Annotated in this window: 13 protein-coding genes; 10 read left to right on the plus strand and 3 right to left on the minus strand. The window is 67.0% G+C overall.

Features of this window, described 5'->3' with window-relative positions; translation table 11 throughout:
* Positions 1-160 precede the first annotated feature (160 nt).
* On the plus strand, positions 161-1,321 hold the full coding sequence (locus tag K6V06_RS07990; RefSeq protein ID WP_222241863.1) for an acyl-CoA dehydrogenase family protein: 1,161 nt from the start codon (positions 161-163) through the stop codon (positions 1,319-1,321).
* 112 nt (positions 1,322-1,433) lie between these two features.
* Here the strand turns inward: K6V06_RS07990 and K6V06_RS07995 are convergent, their stop codons facing one another.
* Together K6V06_RS07995 and K6V06_RS08000 are read right to left on the minus strand one after the other, a co-directional pair.
* Complete coding sequence (locus K6V06_RS07995) at positions 1,434-1,943, minus strand: hypothetical protein (RefSeq protein ID WP_222241865.1); 510 nt, start codon at positions 1,941-1,943, stop codon at positions 1,434-1,436.
* 308 nt (positions 1,944-2,251) lie between these two features.
* Entirely contained in the window at positions 2,252-2,623 is a 372-nt protein-coding gene (locus tag K6V06_RS08000) for a PHA-granule associated protein 4 (RefSeq protein ID WP_222241867.1), read from the minus strand.
* A 356-nt stretch (positions 2,624-2,979) separates the two neighbouring features.
* Between K6V06_RS08000 and K6V06_RS08005 the strand changes: the two genes are divergently transcribed.
* The 6 genes from K6V06_RS08005 to K6V06_RS08030 all read left to right on the plus strand — a co-directional run bounded on the left by K6V06_RS08005 (position 2,980) and on the right by K6V06_RS08030 (position 10,218).
* Positions 2,980-4,500 (plus strand): NCS1 family nucleobase:cation symporter-1, encoded by a 1,521-nt coding sequence (locus K6V06_RS08005; RefSeq protein ID WP_222241869.1) that lies wholly within the window; start codon positions 2,980-2,982, stop codon positions 4,498-4,500.
* Between the two features lie 59 nt (positions 4,501-4,559).
* Positions 4,560-5,315 carry an aspartate/glutamate racemase family protein gene (locus K6V06_RS08010; RefSeq protein WP_222241871.1) on the plus strand — a complete coding sequence of 252 codons (756 nt, stop codon included), beginning with the start codon at positions 4,560-4,562 and terminating at the stop codon, positions 5,313-5,315.
* Positions 5,316-5,480: 165 nt separating this feature from the next.
* A complete protein-coding gene (locus K6V06_RS08015; RefSeq protein WP_222241873.1) occupies positions 5,481-5,888 on the plus strand; it encodes a RidA family protein in 408 nt (135 codons plus the stop codon).
* Positions 5,889-6,021: 133 nt separating this feature from the next.
* Positions 6,022-6,840: a GntR family transcriptional regulator gene (locus K6V06_RS08020; protein ID WP_222241875.1), complete on the plus strand. Its 819-nt coding sequence runs from the start codon at positions 6,022-6,024 to the stop codon at positions 6,838-6,840.
* Positions 6,841-7,399: 559 nt separating this feature from the next.
* Positions 7,400-8,329, plus strand: a complete 930-nt coding sequence (locus K6V06_RS08025; RefSeq protein WP_255581707.1) for a tripartite tricarboxylate transporter substrate binding protein — start codon at positions 7,400-7,402, stop codon at positions 8,327-8,329.
* Between the two features lie 47 nt (positions 8,330-8,376).
* On the plus strand, positions 8,377-10,218 hold the full coding sequence (locus K6V06_RS08030) for an IlvD/Edd family dehydratase (RefSeq protein WP_222241879.1): 1,842 nt from the start codon (positions 8,377-8,379) through the stop codon (positions 10,216-10,218).
* A 47-nt stretch (positions 10,219-10,265) separates the two neighbouring features.
* Here the strand turns inward: K6V06_RS08030 and K6V06_RS08035 are convergent, their stop codons facing one another.
* Complete coding sequence (locus tag K6V06_RS08035) at positions 10,266-11,150, minus strand: LysR family transcriptional regulator (RefSeq protein WP_222241881.1); 885 nt, start codon at positions 11,148-11,150, stop codon at positions 10,266-10,268.
* Positions 11,151-11,254: 104 nt separating this feature from the next.
* Between K6V06_RS08035 and K6V06_RS08040 the strand changes: the two genes are divergently transcribed.
* From K6V06_RS08040 to K6V06_RS08050, 3 genes are all read left to right on the plus strand, one after another.
* Positions 11,255-12,184 carry a dihydrodipicolinate synthase family protein gene (locus K6V06_RS08040; protein WP_222241883.1) on the plus strand — a complete coding sequence of 310 codons (930 nt, stop codon included), beginning with the start codon at positions 11,255-11,257 and terminating at the stop codon, positions 12,182-12,184.
* A 110-nt stretch (positions 12,185-12,294) separates the two neighbouring features.
* Positions 12,295-13,302, plus strand: coding sequence for a tripartite tricarboxylate transporter substrate binding protein (locus tag K6V06_RS08045; RefSeq protein WP_222241894.1), 1,008 nt, complete (start codon positions 12,295-12,297; stop codon positions 13,300-13,302).
* A gap of 79 nt (positions 13,303-13,381) precedes the next feature.
* Positions 13,382-14,929: a UxaA family hydrolase gene (locus K6V06_RS08050; protein ID WP_222241896.1), complete on the plus strand. Its 1,548-nt coding sequence runs from the start codon at positions 13,382-13,384 to the stop codon at positions 14,927-14,929.
* Positions 14,930-15,033: the final 104 nt, after the last annotated feature.

Genomic DNA, 15,033 nt, shown 5'->3' on the forward strand with positions numbered 1-15,033 from the left:
TGGATTGTCAAGTGAGACTGGCGATTCTGTCCAAGAAACGGTGGATTGTCAAAATCCTTGGTCGGCGTACCATGACGGCCAATCGCCGGCGCGTTCGCGCTTTCAGTAGTGCGGCATCCTGCGCCCGGCTTCCGGCTACCGCATCCCGACGGAGATAGTGATGACCCTCGATACCGAATCCTTCTCGCTGCTGCGCGCTTCCCTGCAGCGCTTCATCGACGAGCGCCTGAAGCCGGCCGAAGATATCCTCGAGGAGACCGACGACGTCCCCGCCGACATCGTGTCCGACATGAAGGACATGGGCCTGTTCGGCATCTCGATTCCCGAGAATTACGGCGGCATCGGCCTGTCGATGTCGCAGGAATGCGATGTGGTGTACGACCTGGGCCATACCGCGCTGGCGTTCCGCTCGGTCTTTGGCACCAACGTCGGCATCGGTTCGCAGGGCATCCTGATGGATGGCACCGAGGAACAGAAGCAGGCCTATCTGCCGCGCATCGCCAGCGGCGAACTGATCATCTCGTTCGCGCTGACCGAGCCGAATGCCGGTTCGGACGCGGCGTCGCTGCAGACCAAGGCCGAGCTCGATGGCGATCACTACGTCATCAACGGCACCAAGCGCTTCATCACCAACGCCCCGCGCGCCGGCGCCTTCACGCTGATGGCCCGTACCGGCGGTCCGGGCGCGTCCGGCATCTCCGCCTTCATCATCCCGGCCGATACGCCGGGCATCTCGCTGGGCAAGCCGGACAAGAAGATGGGCCAGCGCGGCACCAAGACCTGCGACGTGGTGCTGGACAACGTGCGCGTGCCGGCGGCGAACATCATCGGCGGGGTGCCGGGCGTCGGCTTCAAGACCGCAATGAAGGTGCTGGACCGCGGCCGTCTGCACCTGTCGGCGCTGGCTTGCGGCATGGCCCATCGCCTGCTGACCGACGCGGTCGAGTATGCAAAGGACCGCAAGCAGTTCGGCCGCCCCATCGGCGAATTCCAGCTGATCCAGGGCATGCTGGCCGACAGCCAGGCGGAACTGTACGCAGGCCTGTCGATGGTGCGCGATTGCGCGCAGCGCTACGATGCGAAGGGCGGCGCCGGCAAGACCGATCCGGAAGTCAGCATGCTGGCTTCGTGCACCAAGATGTTCTGTACCGAGATGGTGGGCCGTGTCGCCGACCGCGCGGTGCAGATCCATGGCGGCGCCGGCTATATTTCCGAGTACAAGGCCGAGCGCTTCTACCGTGACGTGCGTCTGCTGCGCCTGTACGAGGGCACCACGCAGATCCAGCAGATGATCATCGCCAAGCACCTGCTGCGGGATTGATTGGCGCTGAGGTGCGCCGGTTCATCGCGTTACCGCCAATTATCCGCCGTGGGTATGGTGATACCGACCGAGGATAATTTGGTGTAATCGGTCCAGCGCACCGGCTGGAAGCCTAACCCAGACGCCGGCGAGAAGACGCCACAGGCGGCAAGCCCTGCTCGACAGTCGAGTAGTCCGACTCGCCCGTCCTCGGCGTCGCGCTTGCGAGTTGCCGCTGCATCCTGCTGAGGCAGCAGATCATCATGCCGCGCTCTTCGAGGCTCAGGGGCGCGAGCCAGACCGATTGCAGTGCCTTGATTGCCTGCGCCAGCCGCTCCAGCCGCCGCACGGCGCCTGCTCGAAGGATGGGTAGGCCATCCCGCGCGGGACGCGCTTCCAGCCATCCCCGCTCCACCAGGCTACAGACCGCCTCTTCGTATCGGCCGTTCTCCAGCACCGGCGGGTCGGGCGGTTCAACCGAAGCAGCCGCGCCTCGATGCGCGTGCAGGTATCGCAGCAGGCGCCACTCCATGGCGGAAATGCCGGATTGCGCGAGGATGCGGTCTACCGCTGCTTGCCAGCCTGCCAGGCTCTGCTGCAGGCAACAGAGCAAGGGCTCCTTTACCTCGAACCAATCCGACATGGGTGACCGGGTCTCCGATGATCGACAGCTGGTTGGTGCGGCGGGGACGCCTGGGCGCCTCGCCCGGATCGCCAAAGCGGCAACGCAGCGAGCCAGGCACCGGGCGACGTGGGGAGCGCGGCAAGGCCGTTGCGGCGGTTGGCTTCGGGGCGCGCGTTGGGGTAACCCTGTTGAGGTACCTGCGATGCTGCGGCAGCCCCCCGGGCCCTTCTTTCGCAAAGCGGCGGGAATTATCGGGCGACCGGTGCGGCGTCAGTGTCGATTCAGTGCGCCGCTTTCCTGTTGCTGAGCTTGTCTCGGTGGCCCCTTCAGGACCAGACCGAGTCCACATGGCGGATCAGGTGGCCGGCAAGCACGTAGTCGCCGAGCCGGCTGGCCTTCGCCTCCAGCGCCTGCAGTTCGCTGTCGGGCAGGTCCTTGAGGTCGAACAGGCAATACAGATTGCGTTGCCGGTAGGTGAGCTTGGGACGGGCAAGACCGGCGGCAAGCGCCTGCGGGCAGCGCACCGCGATGCTCTCCTGCCCCCGGTACTGCACCCGGATGCCGCGCTTCTCGCCCAGCCTTCCCAGTTCCACCGCGTCCTGCCATCCGGACTCGTAGTCCAGTTGGAGTGTCAGCGGTTTGGTGCCGGCGAGCAGGCGCAACGCTTCGGTTCGGCTAGCGGCTCTGGCGTTTGACATGCGTCCTCCCTGACGAATACTGTATGAATATACAGTTCAAACCGGGAATCGGCAAGGCGCATTTGCGGGCTCTCCAACATTGACAACCGCTCGGCCGTCGCCTAGAACGTCGTAAACATAAATCTACAGTTTTGTAGACAATCCTGAAGACAAGACAACAGCATTAGTCGGATCAGAGCGCCCACAAGACGCCACCGAGCAACTGCAGTGCGACAGCCGCGGCCGGGATCGTCGTCGTGGCGCCGAAGTCTTGTGTCGGCGCCCGGGCGGGTGCGGGGCGGTCGCGTCTGTACGACGTGCCGTGGTAGCCGTCCCGGCTGGCCTTCCTTCGGCACCCACCGAGAGGAGACACGACGATGATGCCTGCAAGCGCCCCTGCCGCGGCCGACGAGCTGGTCGGCACCCACCCGCACGACAATGCCCTGATCAAGCCGGGCTACCACGAACGGCTGACCAACGAGGACCTGGCGCCGCTACGGCGACAGACCTGGAGCAGCTACAACATCTTCGCCTTCTGGATGTCCGACGTGCACAGCGTGGGGGGCTATATCACCGCCGGCAGCCTGTTTGCGCTCGGCCTGTCCAGTTGGCAGGTGCTGGTGTCGCTGCTGGTGGGCATCGTCATCGTGCAGTTCTTCTGCAATCTGGTCGCCAAGCCGAGCCAGCTGACCGGCACGCCGTACCCGGTGATCTGCCGCGCCTCGTTCGGTGTCCTGGGCGCCAATATTCCCGCCGTGATCCGTGGACTGATCGCGGTGGCCTGGTATGGCATCCAGACCTATCTGGCCTCGCACGCCTTCCTGGTGCTGGCCCTGCACTTCTTTCCCTCGCTCGCCCCCTACGCCGATGTCGCCCAGCATGGCTTTGCCGGCCTGTCGACGCTGGGCTGGGCGGCCTTCATGACGCTGTGGTTCCTGCAGGCGCTGGTGTTCTGGACGGGCATGGAGAGCATTCGCCGATTCATCGATTGGGCGGGACCGGCGGTGTATGTGGTGATGATCGCGCTGGCGATCTGGCTGGTGAACCGCGCGGGGTGGGAAAACATCAACCTGACGCTGGCCTCGATCAAGTACGAGGGCTGGGAAGCGGTTCCCGTGATGCTCGGCGCGATCGCCCTGGTGGTGTCGTACTTCTCCGGACCGATGCTGAACTTCGGCGACTTCTCGCGCTATGCGCGCGATTTCGGCTCGGTCAGGCGCGGCAACTTCTGGGGCCTGCCGATCAACTTCCTGGGCTTCTCGCTGCTGACCGTGATCACCACGGCGGCGACGCTGCCGGTGTTCGGCCGGCTCATCACGGACCCCGTGGAAACGGTGGGGCAGATCGACAGCACCTTCGCCATGGTGCTGGGGGCCTTCACCTTCATGGTCGCGACCATCGGCATCAATATCGTCGCCAACTTCGTCTCGCCGGCGTTCGACTTCTCCAACGTCGCGCCGCGCCATATCAGCTGGCGCGCGGGCGGCATGATCGCGGCGGTGGGGTCGATCTTCATCACACCCTGGAATCTGTACAACAACCCGCAGGTCATCCACTACACGCTCGATGTGCTCGGCGCGTTCATCGGCCCGCTGTTCGGCATCCTGATCTCCGACTACTACCTGGTGCGCCGGCAGCGCATCGTGGTGGACGACCTTTACACGATGGATGGACGCGGCACCTACTGGTACCGCAATGGCTACAACCGTGCCGCCATCTTCACCATGATTCCCGCCGCGGCGATCCCCGTGCTGTGCGTCGTCGTGCCGGCGCTGCAGGGGCTGGCGAACTTCAGCTGGTTCATCGGCATGGGCATCGCGCTGGTGCTCTATCGCATCCTGGCGCCGCGCATGATGCCGGCGCATATGACGGCGGCATTGCGAACGGGCACCGCCTGACGTTTTCTACAATGCGCGGCCATCCCGGCCGCGCCGACTACCCCGGCAGGAACGAGCGGATGAAGCTGAAGATCATCAACCCCAACACCACCGAAGGCATGACGGCGAAGATCGGCGCCTGCGCCCGCGCGGTGGCAGCCCGCGATACCGAGATCGTGGCCGTCAGTCCGCAGATGGGGCCGGCCTCGATCGAGAGCTACTACGACGAGGCGCTGAGCGTGCCGGGATTGCTGCAGGAGGTGCGTCGCGGTGAGGACGAGGGTGTCGACGCCTACGTCATCGCCTGCTTCGGCGATCCCGGACTGTACGCGGCGCGCGAGCTGGCGCGCGGCCCCGTGCTGGGAATAGCGGAAGCGGCGATGCATATGGCGAGCCTGATCGGCACCGGGTTCAGCGTGGTGACCACGCTGGAGCGGACCTGCAACATGGCCTGGCATCTGGCCGAGCGATACGGCATGACCCGCTTCTGCCGCAACGTGCGCGCCAGCGATCTGCCGGTGCTCGATCTGGACAAGCCGGGCTCCGACGCCAGGCGAATCATTACCGAAGAATGCCGCCGCGCGCTGGCGGAGGACCGCAGCGATTGCATCGTGCTCGGCTGCGCCGGCATGGCGGATCTGTGCGATGAAATTGCCGATGCGATCCGGGCGGCGGTGATCGATGGCGTGGCCAGCGCCGTCAAGCTAGCCGAGGGCATGGTGGCGCTGCGGCTGCGCACCAGCAAACGCGGCGACTGGGCGCGGCCATTGCCGAAGCCGTACAGCGGCATGCTGGCGCCCTGGGCGCTTCGGCAGGAGGGCGACACCTCGATGTAGTGCTTGCGCCCACCTGCACGGCTCTTGTCGGGTTGATTGTTCGGCTCACGCCAACAGTGAAAACCGCGAGGGGCGGTTTATCCGCAGGCCGGCGCTGATTAGAGTCTCTCCGGGACGGACGCCATGTCCATCCGTCCATTGCAACTCGCTTGAAAGGAGAGAACGATGACCAAGCGCGATGTGGTATTTCCCGCCGGCAGGCAGGCGCTGTACGAGAAGAACCGCTATTCCGCGGCGGTACGGTCCAATGGACTGCTGTTTGTCTCCGGGCAGGTAGGAAGCCGGCCCGATGGTTCGCCCGAGCCGGAGCTGGAGGCGCAGGTCCGGCTGGCGTTCAAGAACCTGAACGCGACACTGGCAGCGGCCGGCTGCACCTTCGATGACGTGGTGGATGTGACGGTGTTCATCGTCGAGCCCGAGGCGCGCTTCGAGACCATCTGGAACGTGGTGTCGGAGTTCTGGGGCGACGCGCCGTATCCCAATGTCACGGCCGTCGGCGTGACGTGGTTGTACGGCTTCCAGTTCGAGATCAAGGTGATCGCGAAACTGCCGGAAGACAGCGCCGCGTCCTGAGCCCCGCGTTCGGGGGGCGCATCGCCATGGAGGTCAGGTGGGCAATTCCCGTCGAAGGTTCGCAGCAGGGCCCATGCCCGATATGTCAGAATTTCATCGTCGATCCGAACGATGCCCTGACATCGCGTTGCCAATGCCAGCCAGAAAACGTGGGACCGGTCAGCAAGCCGACGCCACCGCCACGTCCTCCAGCCCTGTACTTCACGATGCCGACGCCGGCGATGGCGAAGGCGGGCGCGCAGCCAACGGCGGGGCCGCCAGTGCCCCCGACAATGCCGGCGAGGCGAGCGCGACCGAGGCGATCTACCTGCGCCTGCTGACCGCCATCATGGAGCACCGGCTGCTGGCCGGCACCAAGCTGGTCGAGGAGCGGCTATGCGAGGTGACAGGCGCGAGCCGGGCCCGGATTCGGCAGGTGTTCGCACGCCTGGCCCACGAAAAGCTGGTGACGCTGATACCGAACCGGGGTGCCTTTGTTGCCAGTCCCACGGTGGACGAGGCTCGGCAGGTGTTCCAGGCACGCCGGTTCGTCGAGCCGCAGCTGGTGGCGATTCTTGCCGAGACCATCACGCCGGCTCGCGTGCGTGCCCTGCAGCGGCATGCGCAGGAAGAAGACCGCGCCCGCTCGCGCGGCGACCGCGCGGCGGTGATCCGGCTGTCCGGCGAGTTTCATATCCTGCTGGCCGAGATGGCCGGCAACGCGATCCTGGAAAAGCTGGTGCGCGAGATGGTGTCGCTGACTTGCCTGATCATCACGCTGTATGACCGTCCCGGTACGCCCGCCTGCCCCGAGCACGAGCATCGGGACCTGATCGCCGCCATCGCGCAGCGCGACGCCGCCCAGGCCAGCGAGCGCATGGCGGTGCATCTGCGGCATATCGAGGACTCGCTGGACCTGACGGTGCGCGGCGACAGCGTGCCGGACTTTCACAGCATCTTCGGCCGCAGCTAAGAGACCCTGCAGGGAGCAAACGCCCGATGCCCTCTCCCCGGCCCTCTCCCGCAAACGGGAGAGGGGGAAAACCGAGGGCCCTCGCACGACGCTATCGGTTCGCTCCCCTCTCCCGCCCCGGCGGGAGAGGGGTCGGGGGAGAGGGTAGCGGGGCGTCGATGTACCGCCGCGGCCTGAGCACCGCGGCGCTAGTGCGGGCGGCAGCCCCCCGGCAAGACTGACACGGCCCGGCGCCACGGGCCTGCCGTGGCGAGCGCCCAGACAACAAAATCTCTTTGGTTTATCGATCCGGGAAGCGCATTTTTCTTTGGGCTGCGTCTCGCCACAATGGCGTGGCGTGGCCCGACCGCACACGGGAGGGCCGCGCTACCCATAACGATAGCGAGGAGACGACATGACGCACCCCACCGTCAGTGCCGGCGCAGTCCGGTCCCCTGTGTCGGATGAGATCGACGATGCCCTGCCGAAGGGCCAGGGCGCCGGACCGCGCTTCAGCCGTCTGCGCCGCCGCACGAGCGGCACGCTTGCGCTGCTGGCGTTGACATCGCTGGCCGTGACCATGCCGGCCCCGGCCTGGGCCGCGTATCCCGACAAGCCCCTGAAGCTGGTGATTCCCTATCCCCCCGGTGGCGCGACCGACGTGATCGGCCGCATCGTCGCCGCGCGCCTGGGCGATGCGCTGGGGCAGCAGGTGGTGGTGGAGAACCGCGGCGGTGCCGGCGGCAATATCGGCGCCGAGGCGGTGGCGCGCGCGGAGCCGGATGGTTATACGCTGCTGATGGGGGCGCTGACCTCGCACTCGACGATGGCCACGCTGGAAAAGGGCCGCCTGCGTTACGATCTGCTGAAGGACTTCACGCCGGTGATGGTGGTCGGCTCGGTGCCGCTGGTGGTGGTCGTCAATCCGAAGCTGCCGGTGCAGACGCTGCCGGAGCTGGTGCAGTATGGCAAGTCCAATCCGGGCAAGCTGAACTACGCCTCGTCCGGGCCGGGCGCCCCGCAGCGCATGGCCGCGGAAATCCTGCGCAAGGAAGGCGGCATCGACATGGTCCACGTTCCCTACAAGGGCAGCGGCCCGGCGATGACCGATCTGGTCGGGGGGCAGGTCAACATGATGGTCGAGACGGTGCCGGCGGCACAGCCCTTCATCAAGTCCGGGCAACTTCGTCCACTGGCGGTCACCACGCCCAAGCGGATTTCGATGCTGCCCGACGTGCCCGCTGCCGCGGAGCTCGGCATGGGCGTGCTCGATGTGGCCTCCACCTTCGGGGTACTCGCGCCGGCCGGCACGCCAGCCGACGTGGTGCAGAAGCTGAACCGCGCGCTTGCGCAGATCCTGAAGATGCCGGACGTCAAGACGCAGTTCCTCGGCCAGGGCGTGTACGCGGCGGAACCCACGGATCCCGCGCAGGCGGGCGAGCGACTGCGCGCGGAAGTGAACCGGTGGGCCAAGGTGATCGACGACGCCGGCATCAAGGCCGGGGACTGAACACCGGCCCGCAAACAAATCCATCTGCAAACCAATCAGCGATGACGATGACGAAGAAAGCGGACGCACCCGAGGGTGGGGGCAATCAGGCCGGCAAGCCGGCGAACAAGCCGGCGAACAAGCCGGCGAACACCCCGGCGGCCGACGATGCGGGGCGCAACCAGTCGCCGGGCAGCACCGGACTGCGCAAGGGACTGACCAGCTATGGCGACCAGGGCTTCTCGCTGTTCCTGCGCAAGGCCTTCATCAAGGGGGCGGGCTATACCGACGGCGCGCTGGATCGGCCGGTGATCGGCATCGCCAACACGGGCAGCGCCTACAACCCGTGCCACGGCAATATGCCGCAGCTGATCGAGGCGGTGAAGCGGGGCATCATGCTGGCCGGCGGCCTGCCGATGGATTTCCCCACCATCTCCATCCACGAGAGCTTCGCCGCGCCGACCAGCATGTATCTGCGCAACCTGATGTCGATGGACACCGAGGAGATGATCCGCGCGCAGCCGATGGACGCGGTGGTGCTGATCGGCGGCTGCGACAAGACGGTGCCGGCGCAGCTGATGGGCGCGTCGTCGGCCGGCATCCCGACCATCCAGCTGGTCACCGGTGCGATGCTGACCGGTTCGCACCGCGGCGAGCGGGTCGGCGCCTGTACCGATTGCCGCCGCTACTGGGCGCGCTTTCGCGCGGGAGAGATCGATGCCGAGGAAACCTCGCACGTCAACGATCAACTGGTTTCCAGCGTCGGCACCTGCTCGGTGATGGGTACCGCCAGTACCATGGCATGCCTGTCCGAGGCGCTGGGCATCGCGCTGCCCGGCAGCGCGTCGCCGCCGGCGGTGACCGCCGACCGCATCCGGATCGCCGAGCAGACCGGCACGCGCGCGGTGGCGATGGCGCGTGAGGGACTGACCATCGACCGCGTGCTGACACCGGCCGCGTTCGAGAACGCGATGCGGGTGTTGCTGGCAATCGGCGGCTCGACCAATGGACTGGTGCATCTGGCGGCGATCGCAGGGCGGCTTGGCCACGATATCGATCTGCAGCTGCTGGACAGGATGGGCCGGGAAACGCCGGTGCTGCTCGACCTGAAGCCTTCGGGGCAGCACTACATGGAGGACTTCCATCGCGCCGGCGGCATGGCCACGCTGCTGCGCGAACTGAAGCCGCTGCTGCGGCTCGATGCCTTGACCGTCACCGGCAGGACCCTGGGCGAGGAAATCGAACGCGCCGGCCCCGGGTTTGCCCAGGATGTCGTGCGCAGCGTCGACAATCCGATCTATCCGCAGGGCGGCATGGCGGTCCTGAAGGGCAACCTCGCCCCCGGCGGCGCGATCATCAAGCAGTCCGCTGCCGATGCCGGCCTGATGGAGCACGAGGGTCGGGCCGTGGTGTTCGAGAATGCCGCGGACCTGATCGAGCGGATCGACCGCGACGATCTCGACGTGCATGCCGACGACGTGCTGGTGCTGCGCAGTATCGGCCCGAAGGGTGCGCCCGGCATGCCCGAGGCCGGCTATATCCCGATCCCCCGCAAGCTGGCGCGCCAGGGCGTCAAGGACATGGTGCGCATCTCCGACGGACGCATGAGCGGCACGGCCTTCGGCACCGTGGTGCTGCACGTCACGCCCGAGTCGGCGATCGGCGGGCCGCTGGCGTGCGTGCGCACCGGCGACCGGATCCGGCTCAGCGTGCAGCGCCGCGAGCTGTCATTGCTGATTTCGGACGACGAACTGCAGCAACGCCTGGCGGCGCTGCCCCAGACCACGCCGAGTGCCGGGCGCGGCTACCTCAAGCTGTTCCTGCAAAGCGTGACGCAGGCAGACAAGGGGGTGGATTTTGATTTTCTGCGGGCGGAGGGGGCGGACCAGCCCGGCGGCGGGGAGCGGTAAGCGGGAAGGCGGGCGAGGTGACGAAACGCCTCGCCCCAGCGCAACATTCATTCGGTCCGATTCCGCCCGAGCACCCGCTCCGCCTGCTCAAGAAACAACCGCGACAGCCCCGCATGCGGCGCATGCGGTGACCACAGGAAGCCCACGCGCCGCACCGGCGCCGGCGTCGGCAGGGGCAGCCGTGCGACCTGCAGGCCCGGCGCCTCCAGCATGATCCAGTCGGGCACCAGCGACACGCCGATGCCCTGATGCACCATCGCCGCGATGGCGTTCAGGGCGTCCATCTCCAGCCGTTCCTGCGGCACGATGCCGTGTTCCTGCAGATAGCGGTCGGCCAGCATGCCGCCCCACATGCCGCGGTCGTAGCGGATGAAGGGCTCGTTCGCCAGCAGCTCGTGCGGGTGGCGATGGGCGAGCGCTGGCGGGGCCAGCACGACGAAGGGCTCCTCCACCAGCACACGCCAGTCGAACGCCTTGGGAATGGCGAACTGCGGCTCGACGATGATGCCGGCGTCCAGTTCCCCGGCGACGACGCGCCGATACAGGTAACCAGACGAGCCCGGCTCGACGAAGATCTTCAATTGCGGATGGGCGGCATACAGTTCGCGCATCACCGGCGGCAACAGCCCCGTCAGCGCCGAGGTCGACACCCCCAGGCGCAGTTCTCCCAGCAGGCTGTCGTCATTGGCCGCGGCGCGCAGGTCGCGCACATCGCGCACCACGCCGCGCGCCTTCCCCAGGATCTTCAGCCCCGCCTGGGTCGGCAGCACGGTCCGTCCGGCCCGGCGCACCAGCGCGGTGTCCAGCGCTTCCTCCAGCGCCTTGACGCGCGCGGCGATGGCGGCGGGAGTCAGACCCAGCCGCCGGGCGGCCTCGGCGAACGAGCCGTGCTCGACCACCGCGACAAAGCTCTGCAGATAGCGCACGTCCATGGGAACACAAAGTCCTTATCGTTTGAATATGCCAATCAATACTGTTTTTGCATTCTGGCCCAACCTAGAATCGGCCTCAATTCGCATAAACGAGGAGACAAACCATGGCCGAAACCCGCCAGCTCACGGTCTATTCACCGGTGCTGACACCGTTCGATCGGCGCTATGCCCCGGCAACCGACCGCTTCGTGCGGCACTGCCGCTGGCTGGCGGACCAGGGAGTGGGGCTCGCCGTGTTCGGCACCAACTCCGAGGCCAACTCGATGTCGGTGGCGGAGAAGCAGGGCTTGCTGGACGCGCTGCTCGAGGCCGGCGTCTCGCCGTCGATGCTGATGCCGGGCACCGGCGCCTGCGCGCTGCCCGACGCGGTCGCACTGACGCGGCATGCGGTACGCGCGGGTTGCCAGAACGTGCTGATGCTGCCGCCGTTCTACTACAAGGGCGTCAGCGACGAAGGGCTGTTCCGCGCGTTTGCCGAGGTGATCGAACAGGTCGGTGACGGCGCGCTGCGCGTCTACCTCTATCACATCCCGCCGGTGAGCCAGGTGCCGCTCAGCCTTGCGCTGATCGAGCGGCTGCTCGATGCATTCCCGGGCGTGGTCGCCGGTGTCAAGGACAGCTCGGGAGACTGGAGCAATACGAGCGCGATGATCGAGCGCTTCGGGCCGCGCGGTTTTCGCGTGATGGCCGGAACGGAAACGCTGCTGCTCGATACGCTGCGCGCCAACGGGGCCGGCTGCATTACCGCCACCGCCAACGTCAATCCGGGGCCGATCGTCGCGCTCGCGCAGAACTGGCGCAGCGAGGATGCGGATGCGCAGCAAGCCGCGCTGAACCGCACGCGCGCCGCGTTCCAGCAGTATCCGATGATCGCCGCGATGAAGGAGGCCATCGCCGAGCATAGCGGCGACGATGCCTGGCGCACGGTGCGCCCACCGCTGACCGAACTGGACCCGGCGCAGCGCAAGGGCCTGCACGATGCGCTGGCGGCGCTGGACTTCCGCATGCCGGGCGCGCAGCAGCTGCGCGGATAGCGCCTCGCTCGGCGTCGTGCCGGCCGTTGCAGCGCGTTGGGTCGTCAGGCAGTGCCGCCGGGCCCAGGCCCGCGCAAACCACACAAATACAACCGTAGAGGAGACTCCCCATGACATCGCATCGCACCCATTCCCGCGTGCGCCGTACCCTGCTGCGCGGCGGCATGCTGGCAGTCGCCGCCCTTGCCGCGACCGGCGCACTGCCGCCGGCGCACGCCGACAACTATCCGAGCAAGCCGATCCGCATCGTGGTGGGCTTTGCACCCGGCGGAGGCGCGGACATCGTCGCGCGGCAGATCGGCGCCCGCCTGCAGCAGCAGATGGGCCAGCCGGTGGTGGTGGAGAACCGCCCTGGCGCGACCGGCACCATCGCGGCGGCGAACGTCGCGCAGTCGCCCGGCGACGGCTATTCGATGATGCTCGCTTCGCAATCGACGATGGTGATCGCGCCAAGCATGTACGCCAAGCTGCCGTTCGATCCGCTCAAGGACTTTCTGCCGGTGACGCAGATGGTGTCGATGCCGCTGGTGATGGTGGTGCATCCGTCGGTGCCCGCCGCCACGGTGCAGGAGGTGGTCGCGCTGGCCAAGGGCGGCAAGATCGCCAGCTATGCGTCCTCGGGCGCGGGCGGTCCGCAGCATATCGCCGGCGAGGTGTTCAAGAGCATGAGCGAGGTCAAGCTGACCCACATTCCCTACAAGGGAGAGTCGGCGGCCCTGACCGACGTGATGTCCGGCACGGTGCCGCTGATGTTCGCCAACCTGCCGGTGGTCGCGCCGATGATCAAGTCGGGCAAGCTCAAGGCGATCGCGGTATCGAGCCTGGAGCGCGCGCCGGGCCTGCCGCAGCTTCCCACCGTTGCGGAGGCGGGCCTGAAGAACTTCGAGGTGTTGACCTGGTACGGGCTGTTCGCGCCGGCCAGCACGCCGCGCCCGGTCGCCAAGCGGATCAGCGACGAGGTGCAGCAGGCGCTCAAGACGCCCGACATGCAGGCAAAGTTCGCCGAGCAGGGACTGACCATCGTCGGCACCAATCCCGAGCAGTTCGGCAAGTTCATGACCGCCGAGGTGCCCAAGTGGGCCCAGGTGGTCAAGTCGGCGGGCATCCAGCCGGAGTGATCCGGCACGCCGGGCCGGCAACGCCGGTCCGGGTTCCTCCCGTCATCCGCCCGTTTCAACCGTAATAGAAGACCCAAGCATGATCTCTCGCCAAGAAAAACGTGTCATCGGACCGTGCATCCGTCTGCATCCGGCCGACAACGTGCTCGTCGCGCGCATGGACGTGGGCATCGGCACCGCCATCCCCGGCGAGGACTGGACCACGCGCGGGCAGGTGCCCGCCGGCCACAAGATCGCCGCGCGCCTGATCCGCGCCGGGGAGCCGATCGTCAAGTACAACGTCTGCATCGGCTTCGCCGCGACCGATATCGCGCCCGGCAGCTACGTGCATTCGCACAACGTGGACTTTCGCGAGTACGAGCGCGACTACGCCTATGGCCGCGACTACGTGCCCGTCGAGCCGGTGCCGGCCGGGCAGCAGGCCACCTTCGAAGGCATCGTTCGCCGCGACGGGCGCGTCGCCACGCGCAACTATCTGGGCATCCTGTCGACCGTGAACTGCTCCGCTACGGTGGTGCGCAAGATCGCCGAGTACTTCACGCCGGAGCGGCTGGCGGCGTATCCGAATATCGACGGGGTGGTGGCCTTCAGCCATTCGCTGGGCTGCGGCATGGAGATGACCGGCGAGCCGATGGACCTGCTGCGCCGGACCATGGCCGGCTATGCGCGCCACGCCAACCTGGGCGGTGCGCTGATCGTGGGCCTTGGCTGCGAGCGCAACCAGTTGCCGGGGCTGCTGGATACGCAGCAGCTGGCGGACGGTCCGCTGCTCAAGACCTTCGTGATGCAGCAAAGCGGCGGCACCCGCCGCACCATCGAGGCAGGCATCGCGGCGGTCGAGGCGATGCTGCCCGAGGTGAATGCGGTGGAGCGCCGCACCGTGCCGGCCAGCCATCTGGTGGTGGGCCTGCAATGCGGCGGCTCGGACGGCTTCTCGTCGATCACGGCCAATCCGGCGCTGGGCGCGGCGGTGGATCTGCTGGTGCGCCACGGTGGCACGGCGATCCTGTCGGAAACGCCGGAAATCTACGGCGTCGAGCATACCCTGACCCGGCGCGCGGCCAGTCGCGCGGTGGGCGAGAAGCTGGCGGAGCGGGTGCGCTGGTGGAAGGAGGAATATTCGGTCGGCCGGGACGTGCAGATCAACGGACAGGTGAGCCCAGGCAACCAGATGGGGGGCCTGGCCAACATCTTCGAGAAGTCGCTGGGCAGCTCGATGAAGGGCGGTACCGGCCCGCTGATGGAGGTCTATCGCTACGCCGAGCCGGTCACGCAACGCGGGCTGGTGTTCATGGACACGCCGGGCTACGACCCGGTGTCCGCCACGGGACAGATTGCGGGCGGCGCCAATCTGATCGCCTTCACCACCGGACGCGGCTCGATGTTCGGCGCCAAGCCGGTGCCGAGCCTGAAGCTGGCGACCAACTCGCCGATGTACCGCCGGCTGGAGGAGGATATGGACCTGAACTGTGGCGTGATCCTGGATGGCGAGAAGACCATTGAGGAAGTCGGCGAGGACATCTTCCGGCTGATGCTGCGCACCGCCTCGGGCCATCGCTCCAAGAGCGAGATGCTGGGGCTGGGCGACCACGAGTTCGTGCCCTGGCATATCGGCATCATGAGCTGAGGCCACCCGGTTTGCTCCCCTCGCCCGCCTGCGGGAGAGGGGGAAAACCGGCACGAAGCGAAACACGGCGGGTTTGCTCCCCTCGCCCGCTTGCGGGAGAGGGG

Origin of the sequence: Cupriavidus sp. AU9028, assembly GCF_019795295.1 — a bacterium.
Taxonomy (GTDB): Bacteria; Pseudomonadota; Gammaproteobacteria; order Burkholderiales; family Burkholderiaceae; genus Cupriavidus.